At 65.1% G+C, this 17,563-nt stretch carries 14 protein-coding genes and 2 pseudogenes; 11 read left to right on the top strand and 5 right to left on the bottom strand.

The window, feature by feature from the left end; genetic code table 11:
* Positions 1-372 precede the first annotated feature (372 nt).
* Positions 373-1,356 (top strand): hypothetical protein, encoded by a 984-nt coding sequence (locus BLU38_RS06050; RefSeq protein WP_157683238.1) that lies wholly within the window; start codon positions 373-375, stop codon positions 1,354-1,356.
* Between the two features lie 186 nt (positions 1,357-1,542).
* Positions 1,543-2,430 (top strand): phosphotransferase family protein, encoded by an 888-nt coding sequence (locus BLU38_RS06045; protein ID WP_091521419.1) that lies wholly within the window; start codon positions 1,543-1,545, stop codon positions 2,428-2,430.
* 235 nt (positions 2,431-2,665) lie between these two features.
* Here the strand turns inward: BLU38_RS06045 and BLU38_RS06040 are convergent, their stop codons facing one another.
* The gene (locus BLU38_RS06040; protein ID WP_091521416.1) at positions 2,666-3,025 is read right to left on the bottom strand and encodes a hypothetical protein; all 360 of its coding nucleotides are present in this window, start codon (positions 3,023-3,025) and stop codon (positions 2,666-2,668) included.
* A gap of 124 nt (positions 3,026-3,149) precedes the next feature.
* A pseudogene (locus BLU38_RS31180) lies at positions 3,150-4,362 on the bottom strand (transposase); the annotation flags it as partial.
* A gap of 169 nt (positions 4,363-4,531) precedes the next feature.
* Here BLU38_RS31180 and BLU38_RS06035 point away from each other — a divergent pair.
* On the top strand, positions 4,532-5,248 hold the full coding sequence (locus BLU38_RS06035) for a hypothetical protein (RefSeq protein ID WP_157683237.1): 717 nt from the start codon (positions 4,532-4,534) through the stop codon (positions 5,246-5,248).
* Positions 5,245-5,505 (top strand): hypothetical protein, encoded by a 261-nt coding sequence (locus BLU38_RS06030; protein WP_091521410.1) that lies wholly within the window; start codon positions 5,245-5,247, stop codon positions 5,503-5,505. The genes BLU38_RS06035 and BLU38_RS06030 overlap by 4 nt, the downstream gene beginning before the upstream one ends.
* A gap of 26 nt (positions 5,506-5,531) precedes the next feature.
* Here the strand turns inward: BLU38_RS06030 and BLU38_RS32285 are convergent.
* A pseudogene (locus BLU38_RS32285) lies at positions 5,532-6,779 on the bottom strand (ATP-binding cassette domain-containing protein).
* A gap of 1,038 nt (positions 6,780-7,817) precedes the next feature.
* On the opposite strand from BLU38_RS32285, the gene BLU38_RS06015 reads away from it, so the two are divergent.
* The 3 genes from BLU38_RS06015 (at position 7,818) to BLU38_RS06000 (ending at position 9,119) form a co-directional block, all read left to right on the top strand.
* Positions 7,818-8,081 carry a ribbon-helix-helix protein, CopG family gene (locus BLU38_RS06015; RefSeq protein WP_091521399.1) on the top strand — a complete coding sequence of 88 codons (264 nt, stop codon included), beginning with the start codon at positions 7,818-7,820 and terminating at the stop codon, positions 8,079-8,081.
* A gap of 502 nt (positions 8,082-8,583) precedes the next feature.
* Positions 8,584-8,784: a hypothetical protein gene (locus tag BLU38_RS06005; RefSeq protein WP_091521395.1), complete on the top strand. Its 201-nt coding sequence runs from the start codon at positions 8,584-8,586 to the stop codon at positions 8,782-8,784.
* Positions 8,781-9,119 (top strand): type II toxin-antitoxin system PemK/MazF family toxin, encoded by a 339-nt coding sequence (locus tag BLU38_RS06000; protein ID WP_091521391.1) that lies wholly within the window; start codon positions 8,781-8,783, stop codon positions 9,117-9,119. The genes BLU38_RS06005 and BLU38_RS06000 overlap by 4 nt, the downstream gene beginning before the upstream one ends.
* 239 nt (positions 9,120-9,358) lie before the next feature.
* Here the strand turns inward: BLU38_RS06000 and BLU38_RS05995 are convergent, their stop codons facing one another.
* A complete protein-coding gene (locus tag BLU38_RS05995) occupies positions 9,359-9,628 on the bottom strand; it encodes an ion channel (RefSeq protein ID WP_269458188.1) in 270 nt (89 codons plus the stop codon).
* Positions 9,629-9,748: 120 nt separating this feature from the next.
* A complete protein-coding gene (locus BLU38_RS05990; protein ID WP_172836080.1) occupies positions 9,749-10,942 on the bottom strand; it encodes a GNAT family N-acetyltransferase in 1,194 nt (397 codons plus the stop codon).
* 28 nt (positions 10,943-10,970) lie between these two features.
* Between BLU38_RS05990 and pepN the strand changes: the two genes are divergently transcribed.
* The 4 genes from pepN (at position 10,971) to BLU38_RS05970 (ending at position 17,529) form a co-directional block, all read left to right on the top strand.
* Entirely contained in the window at positions 10,971-13,529 is a 2,559-nt protein-coding gene (pepN, locus tag BLU38_RS05985; RefSeq protein ID WP_091521378.1) for an aminopeptidase N, read from the top strand.
* Between the two features lie 263 nt (positions 13,530-13,792).
* Positions 13,793-15,454: a peptide ABC transporter substrate-binding protein gene (locus BLU38_RS05980; RefSeq protein ID WP_091521375.1), complete on the top strand. Its 1,662-nt coding sequence runs from the start codon at positions 13,793-13,795 to the stop codon at positions 15,452-15,454.
* Positions 15,455-15,628: 174 nt separating this feature from the next.
* Complete coding sequence (locus BLU38_RS05975; RefSeq protein ID WP_091521371.1) at positions 15,629-16,549, top strand: ABC transporter permease; 921 nt, start codon at positions 15,629-15,631, stop codon at positions 16,547-16,549.
* 47 nt (positions 16,550-16,596) lie between these two features.
* Positions 16,597-17,529 carry an ABC transporter permease gene (locus BLU38_RS05970; RefSeq protein WP_091521366.1) on the top strand — a complete coding sequence of 311 codons (933 nt, stop codon included), beginning with the start codon at positions 16,597-16,599 and terminating at the stop codon, positions 17,527-17,529.
* Positions 17,530-17,563 lie beyond the last annotated feature (34 nt).

The following is a 17,563-nucleotide window of genomic DNA, read 5'->3' as shown; positions in this document are numbered from 1 at the left end:
TCCTCAGTGGCGTACGCGACCAAACACGTCCGATCGCGATCCCTTGTCAATCTGCTGCCCGCGCCGACGTTGGTCGACGCTGCCGGAGTACTGATCTTCGAGACAGCGGTGAGCACGGATCCCTGTTGCGTATGACGCCCGGTGATCGGGCAGGGGAGCCGGGGTGGTGTTACGGGCACCTCGCTGCCTTGCCTACTCCGTCGGCCGAGTCGGCCCGGTGCTGGAACGGCTTCAGGGCACGCATCGCGCAGCGAGTGCTTCAAGCAGGATGATCTCGATCCGCTATGGGGCGAATCAATTTGCCTCGTCGCCTGTGCGGTGATTGCGACTGGACTACCGTGCCTCTCAATGGAAGTCGAGAGGTGCACAGCGTTGACGGAGCATGAGTGGCGACCACTCTTCGAGCGCGATTCTGATGCCAAGACCGGATTCGATGTACTGCATGAAGGCATCCCGCCGTGGCTTGAGGGCTCGATCTTGCGATGGGTATATGACCGCGCGGCGGGCGGCGGACCAGATTTGGTCTACCGGCTCGAACGGCGGCTGCACCTAGAGCTGGCAACAGCTGCCGACCGCCCGTATGGCCAACAGCACACCTCACCCGCCATGCTGCTGCAGCGGCAATGGGCGTCGGGGCATGACGAAGATCGACTGACGCTCCTTGATGTCATTCTTGCGGACCTGGGCCTGACGTGTTCCAAGGCCATCGCCGAGAACGACTCATCAGCGCGGCAAATGATCAAGGATTGCGTGGGGGCAGCGACGCGACTTCGGGACATCTTGGTCGAGGGCGGATCTGCCTGGACGGTGCAGGTTGATCTTGAGCAGCACTGGATGCTGATCCGTCGAGTCAACGACGCCATGGCCGACTTGGTTCGGCAGACCTCAGTCGCAGACACTGACGCCGCCCGAAAGATCAAATCGGCGTGGGCAGCTTGCTACGGGCGGCAGCCGAACTACGACGTCGCGTACCGCGACGCGGTACTGGCGGTGGAAGCGCTGGTCATCCCGATCACCGTTCCGAACTCGTCGCGAGCAAGTTTGGGAACAGCGGTTGCCCATATCCGGGACACTGTGTCGCGATGGTCAGTCGGAGGTCTAGATTCTCCAGAGGTCGCCTCCGGAGAAACGCTACTCACGATGCTGAAGGCGCTATGGCACAACCAACAGAGACACGCTGGGCAGGATGGATCGATCGCAGAGGTTTCGCTTGAGGAGGCAGAGACCGCGGTCAGCATGGCCGCGGTGATTGCCCATTGGCTCACGTCCGGCCTCGTGACGAAAGACAATCTAGGCTTTGAATCCACCAACGACGCGTCGGACGCCAGCCGGGCGACATTCCGACTGACCAACTGAGCCCCGTTGCAGGACCCCAGCGGACACCACCGGCACGCTCAGCTCGGTGCCGGTAAAGGGGCCCGATGGCCTGCCCGTCGACGGCCGGCTACCGGGCGGTGATCTGCAGCGTCGGCCGGGGAACCTCGATCGGGCGAGGCCGGAGGTTAGGTTGACCCCGAGGGGAGTGGCTGAAACTGTTGCGCCATGGTTGATCCTGGGGCGGCATCGCTGTCGTGGGCGATTGATGCCTGGATGCCGAGCGCGGCGGTTGTCAGCGTGCGTGACCTGCACGAGGGCCAGGGCCCGTGGCTGATAGAGGTCATCTCCGATTGCACATTGCATCGGGCCGTTCTGCGAACGGCCGGCACGAGTGCCAAGGGCGATGAATATCTCCAGATCGAGGCGGCTGCTCTGACGCAGGCCGAGAGAGCAGCGGTGGACGCGCCACGACTGATTGCCATCGACGATGGCCGGCAGACCGGCGTCATCACCTCGCTTCAGACTGCCCTCACCGGCGACACGGTGGCGGCCCAGCCGCGCAACGACGACCGGCTCCTTGCCGTCGGCGGACATCTCGCCGAGGTGCACCGCATCGCTGTAGATCCGGGACCGGCGCTTCCCCAACGCCTGCGTCCACTGGAACCGGGTGGCGGATACACCGCGGAGAAGCGTGCAAGCGCGGAGAACCCCACCCGGCGTTCACGGGACGGGACCCGTCTCCTGGCTGCCGCAGCCCAACAGTTGGCCAGCCTCCCACGCTCGCACAGCATTCGCGGCCTGGTGCACGGAGATGCCTGGCTGGGAAACATCATGGCCGCGGGTACGCGTGTCACGGGGCTCATCGACTGGGGCTGCGCAGGAGTTGGCCATCCAGGCATCGACCTGGGCCATGCCAGACTGAGCGCCGCGTTCACCTACGGCATCAAGGCCGCGGACGCCATTCTCGACGGGTGGGAACAAGCGGCCGGCCGCGCCGCGGACGCCATGCCGTACTGGGACACGGTCGCGGCCTTGGAAACCGCGCCGGACATGGGTGCCGGGACCGACACCAGGGACGAGTTTCTCCAGCGGGCTCTGGCGAAACTCCACTAACGGTGCAACGTGCCCGCCGGCGGCTCGTACTGTGGCCGTGCGAAAAGTCCCCTACAGCACCGGACGATCGGTATCGGCTGCGGCCACGAAACATCAGCCCCCTGGCCTGCCCGGTGATCGATCCACAGTGACACAGCGATTCCACGTTGACCGTCGTGCGCGGTGAGGTCGCGCGGAGGGACTGTCCGCCGCCGATCCGCTATTGGGGCGGACGCTGTTGTCCGTCATCGAACGGCTATCGGGCCGTGGACACGGGTGCGGATCTGGTCCGCAGCCGCAGTGCCGCGACGACCATCATCATGATTCCGGCCAGGAGCAGTGGCAATCCGACCGACAAGATGCCAAGAGCGCCGAGGACGAGCAGGATGATCACACTGACTATTGCCATGACAACTGCCCCAGGGCCGGCGCGCCGGATCGTCCCGACGGCGAGAGCGATCGCAACGATCAGTCCGGCGACGAACCACCATGTCGGTCCATCGTCGTCCTGCGCATAGATGAGCCCGAGATAGACGCCACCGTCGAGAACAACCAGAGCGATCGAAACCGCGGCGAGCACGACTGGGAGCCGTGAGACGGTGCTGGCCACCTTCATGTCGTCACCGTAGCCGCTAATCGGCCCTGCCGTGTGGGGTTCCTCCGAAGTCACAGGACCACGACTGAACCGGCCCCGGCGTATCCGGATACCTTCTAGTTTGAGACTCCAACGGCTGTTGGGTCTGGCGGTGAGCGTAGCGAGAGGCCTCGAACGGCGTGCGGTCGTCGCAGTACTCGAAGGCCGGCGGTGGTTGAAGTAGTCGACCCACTCGGCGTTGGTGCTCTCCAGGTCATCGCCCCTGGCTTGACCAGCCCCGTCTCGTAGAGTCCGATCACCGACTTGGCCGGGGCGTTGTCGTAGGACGGGCCGACGGCCAGTCCGAGGGCTTCGATCCCGCGGCGTCGAGCCGCTCGGAGTTGGCCACGGACATGTACTACACGTAGTGTTCGTGGCGCGCAGTCAGCCCGGCCGGCCCGTGCCCTCGCGGCCGCGGGGGTCCACACTGCCTGCTCGACCGCATCGACGACGAGCTGGCTGGTCATCGTGGTCGCCACCGACCGGCCCAAGATCCGGCGGTCGTAGATGCCGATGACGAGCGCGTTGTAGCACCACCCCGACCACGTCGAGCAGTAGGTGAAGTCAGCAACCACAGGCGATCTGGAGCCAGTGGCATGAAGTTGCGGTTCACCAGGTCGCGTGGCTTGGGTGCCTTCGGGCCGCTGATCGTGGTGCGCTTGACCTCGCCGCTGACCGCGCCGGCCCGGCCGAGCTCGCCCATCAGCCACTCCACGGTGCAGCGCGCGATCGGCGGTTCCCCGCAGGACGTTCACGGTTCAACGAGTGCCACACCCTCCGGGCGCCGTAGACACCGTAGTTCCGCATGGACTGCGGCGATCCTCGGTTGAGCTCCTCGTCCGCACGCTCTCGCCCCGTGGGCGTGCAGTAGCGGTGCTGGTAGTAGGTCGCGGGACGATCTTGCAGCCCAGCTCGGTGAGCTGCTCCCAGATCGACTCGATACACATCGCAGAGCGTCGTCGTCGCGCACACCGACGTGCTCGTCGAGTAAACCACGATCAGCGCTGTGGCCGGTCGGCTCGGCCGCGAAGAAGACCGACGCGGACTTGAGGATCCGCATTGGTCAGCTTGAGCTCGGCGTTCTCCCGCTTCAACGGCTTCAGTTCCGCGGACTCTTTCGTCATCCCCGGCCGTTGTCCGGCGTCGACCTCGGCCAGGCGGCACCATTTCCGGATTGTCTCCGGCGTGCCGACCCAGCATCTCGGCGGCCCTGCTCATAGCCGCCCAGCCCGACTCGTGGACGGCCTGATCTCAGTGACCATCCGGACCGCCCGCTCACGCAGCTCGGCCGAATACCTCTTCGACGTACTCCCTGACATGACTCCATCCTTCCCAAGCAACGGAGACTCCGGACACGCCGGCGCGGTTCAGGAATTCGGTGGCCAGAATATTGATGGCTCGACGACGCCATTGAGTGCATAGAAGTTGACAACTAGTTCTTGGCGCTGCAATGTATAGTTTGAATATTTTGAACGAAAGGTGGGGTGAATGAGGACACTTCGAACGCTAGCCGTGGCAGCGGTGGCGCTGATGCTAACCCTCAGCGGCACGTCACTGGCGAATGCTGAACCGCTGCACCCAAACGCTGCAGGGTCGTTCAAAACCCTGAAGATCAACGGGACCCAGTGGAAGGCAGTCAAGAAGGCGCAGCAGATCTACTCAGCCAACAACTCCTACACGCTGGACTACCGAATCGTCCAGAAGTACTACCATGGGACGGGGCACGATACTGAGTGGTCACACAAGTTCGCAGCTGGCTGGATGCAGACTGGCCGCTCAATCACTCATCTGCCGTCCAAGGCGAGATCACAGATCAACGCCTACCGTGTGAAGGTGTTCGGCGGGGTAGATCCGACCGTCGTCGCCAAGCGGGCGCCAAACTGCAGGGGGATCACGGGGCACCGGGACTATCCCAGCCAGGGGATCACCTCGTACTACTACAACTCCTGTGATACCAACAACGTTATCGCCGGAGCTGGCGCATGCCTTCCGATCGTCGCCTACATTGCCGGGAAGGTGAAGGGATGGCCCGCTGCGGTGATCGCCGGTATCATGGTTTTCGGGTGCGCTGTAACAGGAGCGTCGGTCACTGCAGCGAAGTCCAACTCCTCGCTCGGGGCGATCATCGTCCAGGTCGAGGATCGCGGCTGGAACCCGACTCCACCTGGCCATGAGTACGTGATCGTGAGGGTGCTTCCACAATGATCCAGAAGGCCCGGCTTGCGAACGCCATCTTCGGGCTGGCGGGTGGACTGGCCATCGTTCTCGGACTCCACAGGTATGGTTGGGTGGTAACGGTGTATGTGGTTGTGATCGTTGCGACGCTGCTGATCACCTCGGGACTTGAGCTGGCAGGACGCGGCAAGGCCCAGAAGACCATCGGTGGCCCGGAAGATCTCGACCGCAAAGGTGGCCCGTACGATCACCTGCACCGATCGAAGTCTTCGAAGCCCTTGAAGTAGCATCCCCTTCCGAACCAGTTCGGACTTCAAACTCGTAGCTCAGAGTCACCACCGGTTGCCTCGGATGGCGTGTCTCGGTAGTTGCTGGCTTGGATTGAGTACATGTCGACGTAGTGGCCGTTGAGGGCCATGAGTTCGGCGTGGGTGCCTTGTTCGATGATTTGGCCGGCGTCCATGACGACGATCCGGTCGGCAGTGCGGACGATGGGGAAGCGGTGGCTGATGACGATGAAGGTCCGACCTTGGCGCAGCTTTTCCAGGGTCGCGAAGAGATCGGCTTCGGCGTGGGCGCCCAGTGAGGCGGTCGGCTCGTCCAGGACTACTAGAGATGGGTCGCGGTAGAGCACTCGGGCGATGGCAATCCGCTGCCATTGTCCAAGTTATAGGTCGGCGGCGCCGTCGAGTTCCACGGTTAACCTGGTGTCGCATCCGTGTGGTAGTTCTGTAATCAGGTCGTGGGCGCCGGCTTCCTGCGTTGCTTGGCGGACGGCGTCTTGTCGCGGGGTCTGGCCGGCGGCGATGGCTCCGACGGCGATGTTTTCAGCCGCGGTGAACCAGTAGCGGTTGAAGGTTTGGAAGATAGCTCCGACATGGCCGGTGAGGTCGAGTTTTCCGATCGGCTGGTCGTTCCAGGTGATCGTGCCGGCGGCTGGTTCGTAGAGTCCGCAGAGCAGTTTGGCCAGTGTGGTTTTGCCCGAGCCATTGACGCCGACGATGGCGACCATTTCGCCGGAGTTCAGGCTGAAGTCGATGCCCATGAATGTGTTGGATTCGGCGGCGGGATAGCGGAAGCCGATCCCGTTAGCTTGAAGACTGCGCAGCGGTTCAGCTAACGGCCGGTCTGGCATCTCCTGCTTGGCTAAGGCTGTGGTGTTTTCCACGTCGGCGACCTGTTGGGCTTGTTCTCGTAGGTTGGCGATGCTGCTGGCCATCCGCTGTACGTGGGATCCGAGCATGAGGGTGGTCACTGCTGCCGCCGCGGCGGCCACGACCGTGATCCGATCGGTGATCAAGAGCCATCCAAGAGCGGCCAGTGCAACGATCAGGGTGAGCGCCACGCCGACGGCCGCGATGACCGACCGGCGGGTGAAGGTAACAACGAGCTGGGTCAGGCCGGCGATCCGCTCCTGATACAGATCTCGCCAGCGGTGAAGTAGGAATCCTTGCATCCCGAAGATGCGAACCTCGGCCGACTGGTCCCGCGATGAGAGCACACCTTCCAGGGCGAACCGCTCACGATCGTTGGGGGTGTTGCCGAAGTTGAACGAGTACATCTCTCGGCTGTTGGCGCGGCCTGCGAGCAGCAGCGGAACTCCAGACGCGATCACTACTGGTAGCAGGACCGGTGCGGTGATCGCCAACGCGGTCAACAGACCGATGCTGGCGATTGCGCCGGCCAGCAGCTGCGGCACTGCCATCGAGATCCCGATCGAGGCGCTCCCGCCCTGTCGGGCTCGGCGTAGTCGGTCGTGAAATTCGGGCCGTTCGAATTCCCAGATGTCGGTCAATGCCGCCGTCCGCAACACCCGCTCACTCCGGGCATACATCACCCGCTCGGCCAGAAGCCGGTGGATCCCGGTCGCCGCCAACTGGGAGAAGGCGATCACCGCTGCCAGAACGACCACACCGCCGATCAACAGCCACGTCATCGCATCGCCGGCAGGCGAGCCGGTGCCAGTCACCCGTGTGACTGCTCGTGACCAAGCAACAGAGCCGCGGCCATCCCCAGCCCGCTCAAAGACATCAAGACCACGGTCGCGACGAACCAGCCTCTGACACCTCCTGGCATGTCCGGAGACCCGGTCGCCGTGACCGAACGGCTTGCGGGCGGCCTGTCGAGTGACCATCACTACGGCACGGCGACCAGAATCACGCCCGGCTTGATCGGACCGCGCGGCAGATTTCTGCTCTCAGGAGCAAGCCGGGCGTGAAAGTGGTCGTGGCGGGGCCGGCAGGCCGGCTGCGTCGCCGTTCGCTGTGTTCCCGCGGGAACGCCTCAACAACGTCTCGTGAGGAGGGTGCGAGCTGGCGGTGCCAATAACGCAGCACGAGTGTGCCTGCCTCCCTCGTGTGGGCCGGGTTGGCCCTGGTGCTGTTGCGTTCCTCGCACAGAGCCGTATCGGCATCCACTTCACCACGACCCTGCACCATCTCGACCGCGCGGTAGGGAAGCTTGATGGCCAACTCGCGCGGGCGTCGTCATCTGCGGGTGCTGAGCTGCCCGCTGCCGGTCAGGGATCGCCTGCGGGCGGCCTGGGTAAAGACTGTTCCTGGCTCTGGCCACTCCTCGATTTTCGTTATACATTAATCGTATGGACGCAGGCGAGACCATCAACGGCAAACCCGTCACCGAAGAGCAGATCGCCGCGTGGGCGGCTGAAGCCGAGGCCGGCTATGGCGTCGAGGAGCTGAAGAAGCGTGGTCGGGGCCGTCCCGGCCGAGGTGCTGAGCCGTCCCAAGTCGTCGCACTGCGTCTGACCACGGAGGAACTCGCGAGCATCGATGCACGGGCCGCGCGGGAGGGCAAGACGCGGTCGGAGATCATCCGTGAGGCACTTGCGGCTGCAGCCGCGTGAATGTTCACGATTCGGCGCTGAAACACGGCATCCCGCCGGAGGATGCCATCCAAGCCGCCACTGGCCGCTGTGGATCGAGGACCTCGACGATGACAGCCCCTCGCGCCGGTTGCGGCTCGGCTTCGACACCCGAGGACGCCTCCTCGAAACTGTCGTCCTGGTCTTCGACAGCGGAAACGAGCTGGTGATCCATGCCATGAAGGCCAGGCCATCGATGCTTGACCTCCTCCCGTAATCACCGCCGCCGGTACGGGTGGATCGCCCGCCTTGTGAACTGCCCGGTCAGGGCACGTCGCCGCACAATCACCGGGCACCAGATCTGCTGCCAATGCTGCCCGGATCCGGATGGCGTCCGGGCGGCTGAGACGTGTACTCGACGCGTTCCCGCGGGAACGTCGCAGGCTGTCAGGCCGGCGAATCTCGGTGCTCTGCCCGGTGATCGATCGAGTGGGGACACCACAGCGTGTTTAACATTTGTCCAACGAGCGCTAGTGTGGGCGGCATGCCTGCATCGATTGGATTCCGGCCGACGGCCGATGACGACCGCATCTTGCGGGAGGCGGCACGGCCGGGGGAAAGTACCTCGGACACGCTGCGCCGCGCATTGCGGCTGTTGGACCGTGAGCGGTGGCTGGCGCAGTTCCGGTCCGACGCCGAGGCGTTGAAGGACGAGGATCTCAACGCAGAGCCTGAGGCCTGGTGATCCGCGGAGCGGTTTACCAAATTGATCTCGGTCGGCCGCGAGGTCATGCCCAGGGTGGTAAGCGACTGGGTCTGGTTGTGTCGCCGTCGGGCTCACCGCTGTCGGTGGTAACGGTGATTCCTACGTCAACTTCGGCCGGTCCGTCGATCCATCGTCCCGCGATAGAGATTGCCGGTCGACAGACTCGGATGTTGGTCGACCAGATCTGCTCGATCGACGTCGACCACGTGGTGGGCGAACCGGTGGACTATCTGACTCGCGATCACCTTGGGGAGGTTGAGTTCGCGCTGGCTCACTACCTTGGTGTCCAGGACGTGAGCCCGCGGTCAGGCTGATCGACCACCTGATGATGGCTGCTGCGCGCCGCCCGGGTCCAGGATCCGCCGCGGGCGGCTGGGCGTAATGCTTCCGGGCGTCCCTGTAACGCCGCAGACTGTCAAACCGGCAAACCTCGGCGCTCTGCCGGTGATCGATCACCACGGCCTTGTGGGATCCGAGCAGCTGCGCCACATACCGGTTACCCGTCGGTGGCCACGGTGGAGCGGACCATACGCCAACAATTCTGGCGCTGTCGTCAATCCTTCTTCGATCTCGACATCCTCGCCGTCGACATCGCGACCAGCCTGGCGATCACCAGGGCGACGTACAGCACACCTGCGACCTCCTCGATGATCACCAGTGACCGGGCGTGGTGCGGCACCGGCACGAGGTCGGAGAGTCCGACGCTGGTCAGGCAGGTGAAGGACAGGAACAACAGCTCGAACCAGGTGCGCTCCGGGCCGAACGATCCGGGCCAGGCCGCCTGCACCCCGGCGTAGGCATAGCCGAAGGCCCGGGCGACCAGGGCGAACGCGGCCGCCGTCGCGAACAGTTCGTCCAGGTCACGTGACCGCCGAGAGGTGCGCCTGCCGGCCCCGGAGCCGATGCATCACGGGCTGATCAGAGGGTGTCCACCGACCGATGATCAGAAATGATCATGGATCCGCACCGGTCGACCTCCGAACGCAAGATTCCAGGTCTCGTCGTCGGACTCCGGGCCGGACAGACCACCGACGGTCCGGACCCCGGCCGTCGACTGGGCGCCGGCATAGACCACCGCCAGGCCGTTCGGCGTGAAGGTCGGCAGTCCGGCAGCGTCGTCGTCGATCCGTTCACAGTGGCCGCGGCCGTCGGCGATGCTCAGCCGGTAGCTGCCGTTGGTGCCGGTGATCGGATCGCCGGCCACCGCGAAGTCGAGCGTGACGGCCAGCGCCGTCGGGTAACCGCGGGCGGCCAGCGCTCCGCAGACGTCGATGATCTTCAGCATGTACGGGTCACACTGGCCGGCCTGCCAGTCCGAGGTCGGCAACAGATGGCGCAGCAGATCCAACCCGGAGGTGCCGAGCGACACCTGGCCGAGGATGCTGCCGAAGCTGCCGAAGTCGGCGAGCAGGGCACGGTAGCCATCGGCGGTGGTGGCCAGCAGATCGGAGACCGACAGTACGGCGTCGGCGCCCCAGCCCTGGCCGCGCTTCCAACTGGAATAGCCGACCACCCGACCGGCCGATTCGGCGACCGTGATGCCGGTGAACTCCTTGATCAACTCGGCATCGGTGGTCGGGAAGGAGGCGCCACGGCGGCTCAACGGCCCGTTCTGCGCCGCCGCCCAGACGTCGTAGACCTCGCGGACGGCGGGGATGTCTGCCGCGGTGGCCCGTCGGGTGACCAGATCGGCCGGACGACGGATCCGGCCCAGCGCCGCGATCGGCACCCTGGCGGTCTCGGCGGTGCCGATCACCTCATAACCCATCCGTCGGTAGATGGCACTGGCCGACGGATACAGCGTGGAGATCACCGCGCCGCGCTCGGTCGCGGTGCGGAACAGCTGCTCGAACAGCGGAGTCAGCAGGCCACGGCCGCGATATTCCAGGGCGACGGTCACCCCGCCGATGCCGCTGGTCGGCACCAGCCGGCCGCCGAACCAGGAGTCGTAGTCCCGGGCGGTCAGCCGGGCCGCCAGCACCGCGCCGTCGAAGGCGGCCAGGTCGATCGCGCCGGGACTGGTCAGTCGGGCCGGTTCGGTCGGCTCCTCGGCCGGCATCCCGAACGCCTCGTGGTTGAGCCGGCGGGACTGCTCGGCTTCGTCGGCGGTGGCAGGGCGGCGAATGTCGAAACTCATGATCACATCATGCGGTAGCGTCGCCCGCATGCCGAGCCTGACCCATGCCGAAGCGCGCGAACGTGCGAAGTTGATCACTGTTCGGGACACGCATGTCGCTCTCGATCTGATGGTCGGAGCCGACCCGGCAGGGGAACGTGACGGCGAGTTCGGATCGGTGACCACGATCGACTTCGACGCGGTCGTCGACTCGGCGACGTTCCTTGATTTCAAGGGGATCCGGCTGAACGCGGTCACCCTGAACGGTCAGCGGATCGACCCCGCCGGCTGGCACGACGGCAGGATCGCGTTGACCGGCCTGCAGGCCCGCAACACGGTCGTGGTCGACGGTGTGATGGCCTACTCCAGCGATGGCGAGGGGTTGCACCGGCACGTCGACCCGGCCGACGGCAACGTCTATCTCTATGGCATGAGCTTCCTGGACGCCGCGCCCCGCTGGTTCGGTTGTTTTGATCAGCCGGACCTGAAGTCGCGCTACGTCCTGGAGGTGCTCGCGCCGGAGGACTGGACGGTGCACGGCAACGGCCCGTCGGTGCGGGTGGGGGAGGAGACGCCTCGTCGACAAGCTCAGGACACGTCTTCGACAGGCTCAGGGCTCTCCGGTGCCGGACTGCGGTGGCGGATCGAACCGCCGGAGCCGCTGTCGACCTACTTCGTCACGCTGGTGGCGGGACCGTACGCCTCGCTCTACACCGAGCACGACGGGATCCGGTGCGGGATCCACGTCCGGGCGTCACTCGGTGAGGCGTTGCAGCGGGAGGCCGACGACATCTTCACCGTCACCGCGCAGTGCTTCGACTACTACCACGACATCTTCGGCGTCCGATATCCGTTCGGTGAATACCACCAGGCCTTCGTGCCCGACTTCAACGCCGGTGCGATGGAGAACCCGGGCTGCGTGACCTTCCGGGACTCCTTCATCTACCGGTCCCGGGCGACGGTGGCCGAGCGGGCCAGCCGAGCCGGAGTGATCGCCCACGAGATGGCCCACCAGTGGTTCGGTGACCTGGTCACGATGCGGTGGTGGGACGATCTGTGGCTGAACGAGTCGTTCGCCGAATACATGGCCCACCGGTGCGCGACCGCTGCCACCGACTATCCGCTGTGGACCGAGTTCGGGATCGTCCGCAAGGCCTGGGGCTATGCCGCCGATCAATCCGATGCGACCCACCCGGTCGCCGGCAACGGCGCCGCTGATGCCGCCACCGCGCTGCAGAACTTCGACGGCATCTCCTACGCCAAGGGCGCTGCGGTGCTCCGCCAGTTGGCGAGCTACCTGGGCGACGAGATCTTTCTGGGTGGCCTGCGGCACTACTTCGCCGAGTACGCCTTCGGCAATGCAGAATTCGCCGAACTGCTGGCGGCCTGGACCGAGGCCGGTGGCGTCGATCTCGAACGCTGGTCCAAGGAATGGTTGCTGACCGCCGGCGTCGACACCCTCGCGGTCCGTCGCCTCGCCGGTGGTGATCAGGAACTGGTCCGGGTGGCGCCCGTCGACCGCCCGGCCGACCGCAGCCACAGTGTCGAGGTCGGGGCGTTCTCCGCTGCCGGTGAACGGCTCGACTCCCAGCGGGTGATCGTCGGTGATCTTGGTGTCGCGGTCGGCCGGCCGTCCGCGGCGGTGGCGATGATCCCCGACATCCAGGACGAGACCTGGGCCAAGATCAGATTCGACGCGGCCGACTGGACGTCGATCACCGGTCTGGTGAGCAAGATCACCGATGGCGCCACCCGGGTGACGATCTGGAACAGTCTGCGTGATCAGGTCCGCGACGCCGAGACCGATCCGCGTGCTGCCCTGTCCATGATCACCGAGCAGCTCGGGGACGAGGTCGAGGACGTGATCGCCAGCCTGCTGCTGCGCTACGCGGCCCGTGATCTTGCCGGTTCGTACGCGCCGGTCCCGCAGCGCGCCGACCGGCTGGCATCGGTCAACCGGCTGGCGTCGTCGATGGTGGCCGCCGCCGAACCCGGATCGGACCGCCAGTTGGTCGCCTTCCGGACGGTGATCGGCAGCAGTGCCGACGTCGATCGATTGGACGGCTGGCGCCGGCACGCCGACCTGCCGCCCGGTCTGGACCTGGATCCGGAGCTGACCTGGCAGCTGGTCACCCGGATCTGTTCGCTGTCCGATCGGCCGGACGTCATCGCCGAGACGCTGGCCGCCGATCAGTCCTCCGCGGCGGCGGTCAACGCCGCCCGGGCACGCGCCGCGCTGCCGACCGCCGAAGCGAAGGCGGCGGCGTACCGGCTGCTGGTCGAACCGTCCGATACGTCGGCCTACGAGTTGTACGCGACCGCTGAGGCGATGTTCGGCTACTCGGCCGAACAGGTCGAACTCACCCGGGACTATGCGGTCAGCTTCTTCCGCGACATCACCAGGACGGCCGACTTCCGCAGCGGTTGGGCACTCGGCCGGCTACCGGCACTGGCCTTCCCGCTGGCGGTGACCGAGCACCGGGTGCTGACGGCGACCGAGGAACTGCTGGCGGCGTCCGGGACGCCGGCGGTGATCCGGCGGGCGGTGGCCGACGAGGTCGACGGTCTGCGGCGGGCACTGGCGTCGGTGGATCGTTTCAGCGGGTGATGGTGGCCCGAAGGTCTCACCAGGAATGTCCGCTGGTTCGCTGAGTTTGAACCGTCGCAGCTTGGAATGCCGGTGATTCTTTGCGTAGAGTCCCAGGTCACAATCAGGTTTCTTGTTGCCCGGCGCTGCGTCACCGGCTTGCCCCGGTGTCAGGGTTGCGGTTACAAGTTACCCAATCAGACGTGCGGCAGCGTCGGGCACAACGGTGTGCTGCCGCACATCCAGGCGCTCGAGATCCGAGCGTTGGACCAAGGAGGACATCCATGCGAGGACGCACTCGCGCGATGGCTGCTGCAGTGGGGATGGCAGCAGTCACTCTGGTTGCAGCCGCTTGTGGTGGCGGCGGGTCAGGGACCGGAAGCGGCAACGAGGGCGGCGGAGCAGGGGGAGCCGGCGGCGAGATCTCGCTGCGTGGCTGCACCCCACAGAATCCGCTGGTGGCGGGGAACACCGCCGAGGTCTGCGGCGGCAACATCCTGGACGCGTTCGTCTCCCGGCTGGTGCACTACAACGCCAAGACCGCGGCTCCGGAGAACGACATTGCCGAGAGCATCGACACCTCGGACAACCAGAACTTCACGATCAAGATCAAGAAGGGCTACAAGTTCTCCGACGGCACCGAGGTCAAGGCGAAGAACTTCGTCGATGCCTGGAACTACACCGCTGCCGGGGTCAACGGGCAGCAGGGCTCGTACTTCTTCGAGCCGGTCGAGGGCTACGCCGACACCCAGTGCGGTGCGGGCAAGGACGGCGAACCGGACTGTGACGCCAAGCCGGCCAAGACCGACAAGCTGACCGGCCTGAAGGTCGTCGACGACTACACCTTCAGCATCAAGACCAGTGAGAAGGTCTCCAACCTGCCGGTCCGGTTGGGCTACACGGCATTCGCACCGCAGCCCGACTCCTTCTTCAAGGACCCGGACTCGTTCAAGACCAAGCCGATCGGAGCCGGGCCGTTCAAGGTCGACAGCGTTTCCGACACCGCGATCACACTGAGCAAGAACCCGGACTATTCGGGCAAGTTCGGTGGCAAGGTCGACAAGATCACGTTCAAGATCTACAACGACCCGAACGCCGCCTACAACGACGTCGTGGCCAACCAGCTCGACTACACCGACATCATCCCGCCGGACCGGCTGGTCGGTAACGCCTACCAGAGCGAGCTGCCCGATCGTTGGCTGAAGCAGCCGCAGGGCGTCATCCAGGCTATCGCGTTCTCGCCGAACGACCCGCAGTTGAAGAACGTCAAGATGCGTGAGGCGATCTCCAAGGCGATCAACCGGGACGAGATCACCAAGCAGATCTACAACGGACGCTCGACCGCGGCCGACAGCTTCGTCTCGCCGGTCGTCGACGGTTACAAGAAGGACGCCTGCGGTGACCTCTGCGTCTTCGATGCGGCCAAGGCCAAGCAGCTGTACACCGAGGCCGGCGGCTACAAGGGCACGCTGACCTTTGCGGTCAACCAGGACGGCGGCCACCAGCCGATGGCCGAGGCGGTCTGCAACCAGCTGAAGAACAACCTGGGCGTCAAGTGTGCGGCCAAGATCGAGCCGGACTTCAAGACGCTGCGGGACGAGCTGAACAATCGTGAGCTGAACGGCATCTTCCGCTCCGGCTGGCAGATGGACTACCCGTCGATCGAGAACTTCCTGGCACCGATCTACGCCAAGGGTGCGGCCAGCAACGACGCTCGCTACAACAACCCGGAGTTCAACAAGCTGCTGTCGCAGGCGGCCGCCGCTCCGGACACCGATCAGGCCAACAAGCTCTACCAGCAGGCCGAGGCGCTGTTGGTCAAGGACGTGCCGGCCTTCCCGACCTGGACCGACGACGCGGTCGTCGGCTGGTCGGATCGGGTGGCCAACGTCCAGGTGAACGCCTTCGGTGTCCTGGACTACACCTCGATCACGGTCAAGCAGTAACAACCGCCTGCACAGCGGGGACCAGCACGGTAGTACGGTGTGGCGATCCGGTGAAGTACCTGCCGGATCGCCACATCCGTGCCGAGCCGTTCCCTCTGCGTGTCTAGGGTCTGTGATGACCGACGGAGCATTCCCGCCGCTGGTGGGAGCTATTCCCTGTGTAGGTGGTAAGGCGTGATCAGTTACATCGTCCGCCGGATCCTTCAGATGATCCCGGTACTGCTCGGTGCGATCTTTCTGCTGTACGCGGCGGTGTTCGCACTGGGGGATCCGGCCTCCGGCCGCTGCGGCCAGCGGCCGTGCCCGGCCGCGTACGTGGCAAAATTCAATGCCGAGTACAACTTGGACAAGCCACTGTGGCAGCAGTACGTGCTCTATCTGGGCAAGCTGTTGCACGGCGATCTCGGCACCAACTTCTACGGCAACAGCGTCGTCCACGAGCTGGCGATCCGGTATCCGACCACGATCAAGCTGGCGATCATCGCGCTGCTCTGTGAGATCGTCATCGGCATCGTGGCCGGCGTCCTGGCCGGCGTCTTCAAGGGCCGGTTCCTGGACTACCTGGTGACCGTCTCCAGCCTGTTCGTGATCTCGATCCCGATCTTCGTGCTGGGCTCGGTTGCGCAGCTGCTGTTCGGAGTGCGCTGGGAACTCTTCCCGGTCACCGCATCGAACGGGACCCTGTACGAGTTGTTGTTACCCGGCTTCGTCCTGGGGTCGCTGCAGATCGCCTACGTGGCACGGCTGACCCGGACCAGCCTGGTGGAGAACATCCGTTCCGACTACGTCCGGACCGCGCGGGCCAAGGGCTTGGCACCGGGCCGGGTGATCGGGGTGCACACCCTGCGGAACTCGCTGATCCCGGTGGTCACCCAGATCGGCACCGACGTGGGCGCGCTGATGGGCGGCGCGATCGTCACCGAGCGGATCTTCAACATCAACGGCATCGGGTTCTTCATCTTCCGCAGCATCAACCAGAAGGACGGTGTCTCCGTCGTCGGCGCGGTGCTGGTGCTGGTGCTGGTCTACCTGCTGGCCAATCTCGTCGTCGACATCCTGTACGGCGTCCTGGACCCCCGGATCAGCAATGACTAGGCGCCGACCACCGGTGAAGGCAGCGGGCGCAGCGACGAGGAGGGGCGATGACTGACCAGATGCAGATCCAGTCCGCACCCGGGACCGAGGAGCTGGTGAAGGCACCCAAGGCCCGCTCGGCCTGGGCTGATGCCTGGTATCAACTGCGCCGCAGCCCGATCTTCTGGATCTCGGCTGTGCTGATCATCTTCTTCCTCGCGTTGACCGTCGTCCCGCAACTGTTCACCTCGGTCGATCCCGGCTTCGCCGACCTGTCCAAGGCACGGCAACCACCGTCGTCCGGACATCCGTTCGGGATGGACGGCCAGGGTGCCGATGTGTACGCCAAGACTGTCTACGGTGCGCGGTCCTCGATCCTGGTGGGAGCCGGTTCGGCCCTGATGACCTTGGTCTTCGGCAGCTTGATGGGCGTCTTGGCAGCGTTCTTCGGCGGCTGGCTGGATGCGGTGCTGCAGCGGCTCGGCGAGATCTTCATGGCCTTCCCGCTGCTGCTCGGTGGTCTGCTGTTCCTCTACCAGTTCCCGTCCGACCCGGACGATCCGTACGCCCTGCAGGTCGGCCGGATCGTCTTCATCCTGTCGGTGCTGGGCTGGCCGACGGTCGCCCGGATCATGCGGTCCAGCGTGCTGCAGGTGCTGCCGAACGACTTCATCCAGTCGGCTCGGGCGCTCGGCGCCGGTGGCTTCAGGATCATCTTCTCCCACGTGGTGCCGAACGCGATGGCGCCGGCGATCGTGGTGTCGACGATCAACCTGGGCGTCTACATGGGTGTCGAGGCGACGCTGTCCTTCCTCGGCATCGGCTTCCAGCCGCCGATCGACTCCTGGGGTGTGGCGATCTCGGCCGCTTCCGGGATCGGCTTGATCCGGGCTGCGCCGCACATGCTGCTGTTCCCGAGTCTCTTCCTGTCGGTGGCCGTGCTGGCCTTCATCATGCTCGGCGACGCGGTCCGCGACGCTCTCGATCCGAGGCTGCGTTGATGATCGAGGAGAGCCAGATGACGCACCGGGCGAT

The organism is Microlunatus soli (assembly GCF_900105385.1).
GTDB lineage: Bacteria > Actinomycetota > Actinomycetes > Propionibacteriales > Propionibacteriaceae > Microlunatus > Microlunatus soli.
Note: the sequence above shows the minus strand (reverse complement) of the source record. Positions and strands in the feature narration are given on the sequence as shown.

What these genes read in the sequence shown, in the direction of transcription:
- BLU38_RS06045 (WP_091521419.1), top strand. Translation starts at nt 1,543, where the DNA reads ATGGTTGATCCTGGGGCGGCATCGCTGTCGTGGGCGATTGATGCCTGG.
- BLU38_RS06040 (WP_091521416.1), bottom strand. Translation starts at nt 3,025, where the DNA reads ATGAAGGTGGCCAGCACCGTCTCACGGCTCCCAGTCGTGCTCGCCGCG.
- BLU38_RS06035 (WP_157683237.1), top strand. Translation starts at nt 4,532, where the DNA reads ATGAGGACACTTCGAACGCTAGCCGTGGCAGCGGTGGCGCTGATGCTA.
- BLU38_RS06030 (WP_091521410.1), top strand. Translation starts at nt 5,245, where the DNA reads ATGATCCAGAAGGCCCGGCTTGCGAACGCCATCTTCGGGCTGGCGGGT.
- BLU38_RS06015 (WP_091521399.1), top strand. Translation starts at nt 7,818, where the DNA reads ATGGACGCAGGCGAGACCATCAACGGCAAACCCGTCACCGAAGAGCAG.
- BLU38_RS06005 (WP_091521395.1), top strand. Translation starts at nt 8,584, where the DNA reads ATGCCTGCATCGATTGGATTCCGGCCGACGGCCGATGACGACCGCATC.
- BLU38_RS05990 (WP_172836080.1), bottom strand. Translation starts at nt 10,942, where the DNA reads ATGAGTTTCGACATTCGCCGCCCTGCCACCGCCGACGAAGCCGAGCAG.
- pepN (WP_091521378.1), top strand. Translation starts at nt 10,971, where the DNA reads ATGCCGAGCCTGACCCATGCCGAAGCGCGCGAACGTGCGAAGTTGATC.
- BLU38_RS05980 (WP_091521375.1), top strand. Translation starts at nt 13,793, where the DNA reads ATGCGAGGACGCACTCGCGCGATGGCTGCTGCAGTGGGGATGGCAGCA.
- BLU38_RS05970 (WP_091521366.1), top strand. Translation starts at nt 16,597, where the DNA reads ATGACTGACCAGATGCAGATCCAGTCCGCACCCGGGACCGAGGAGCTG.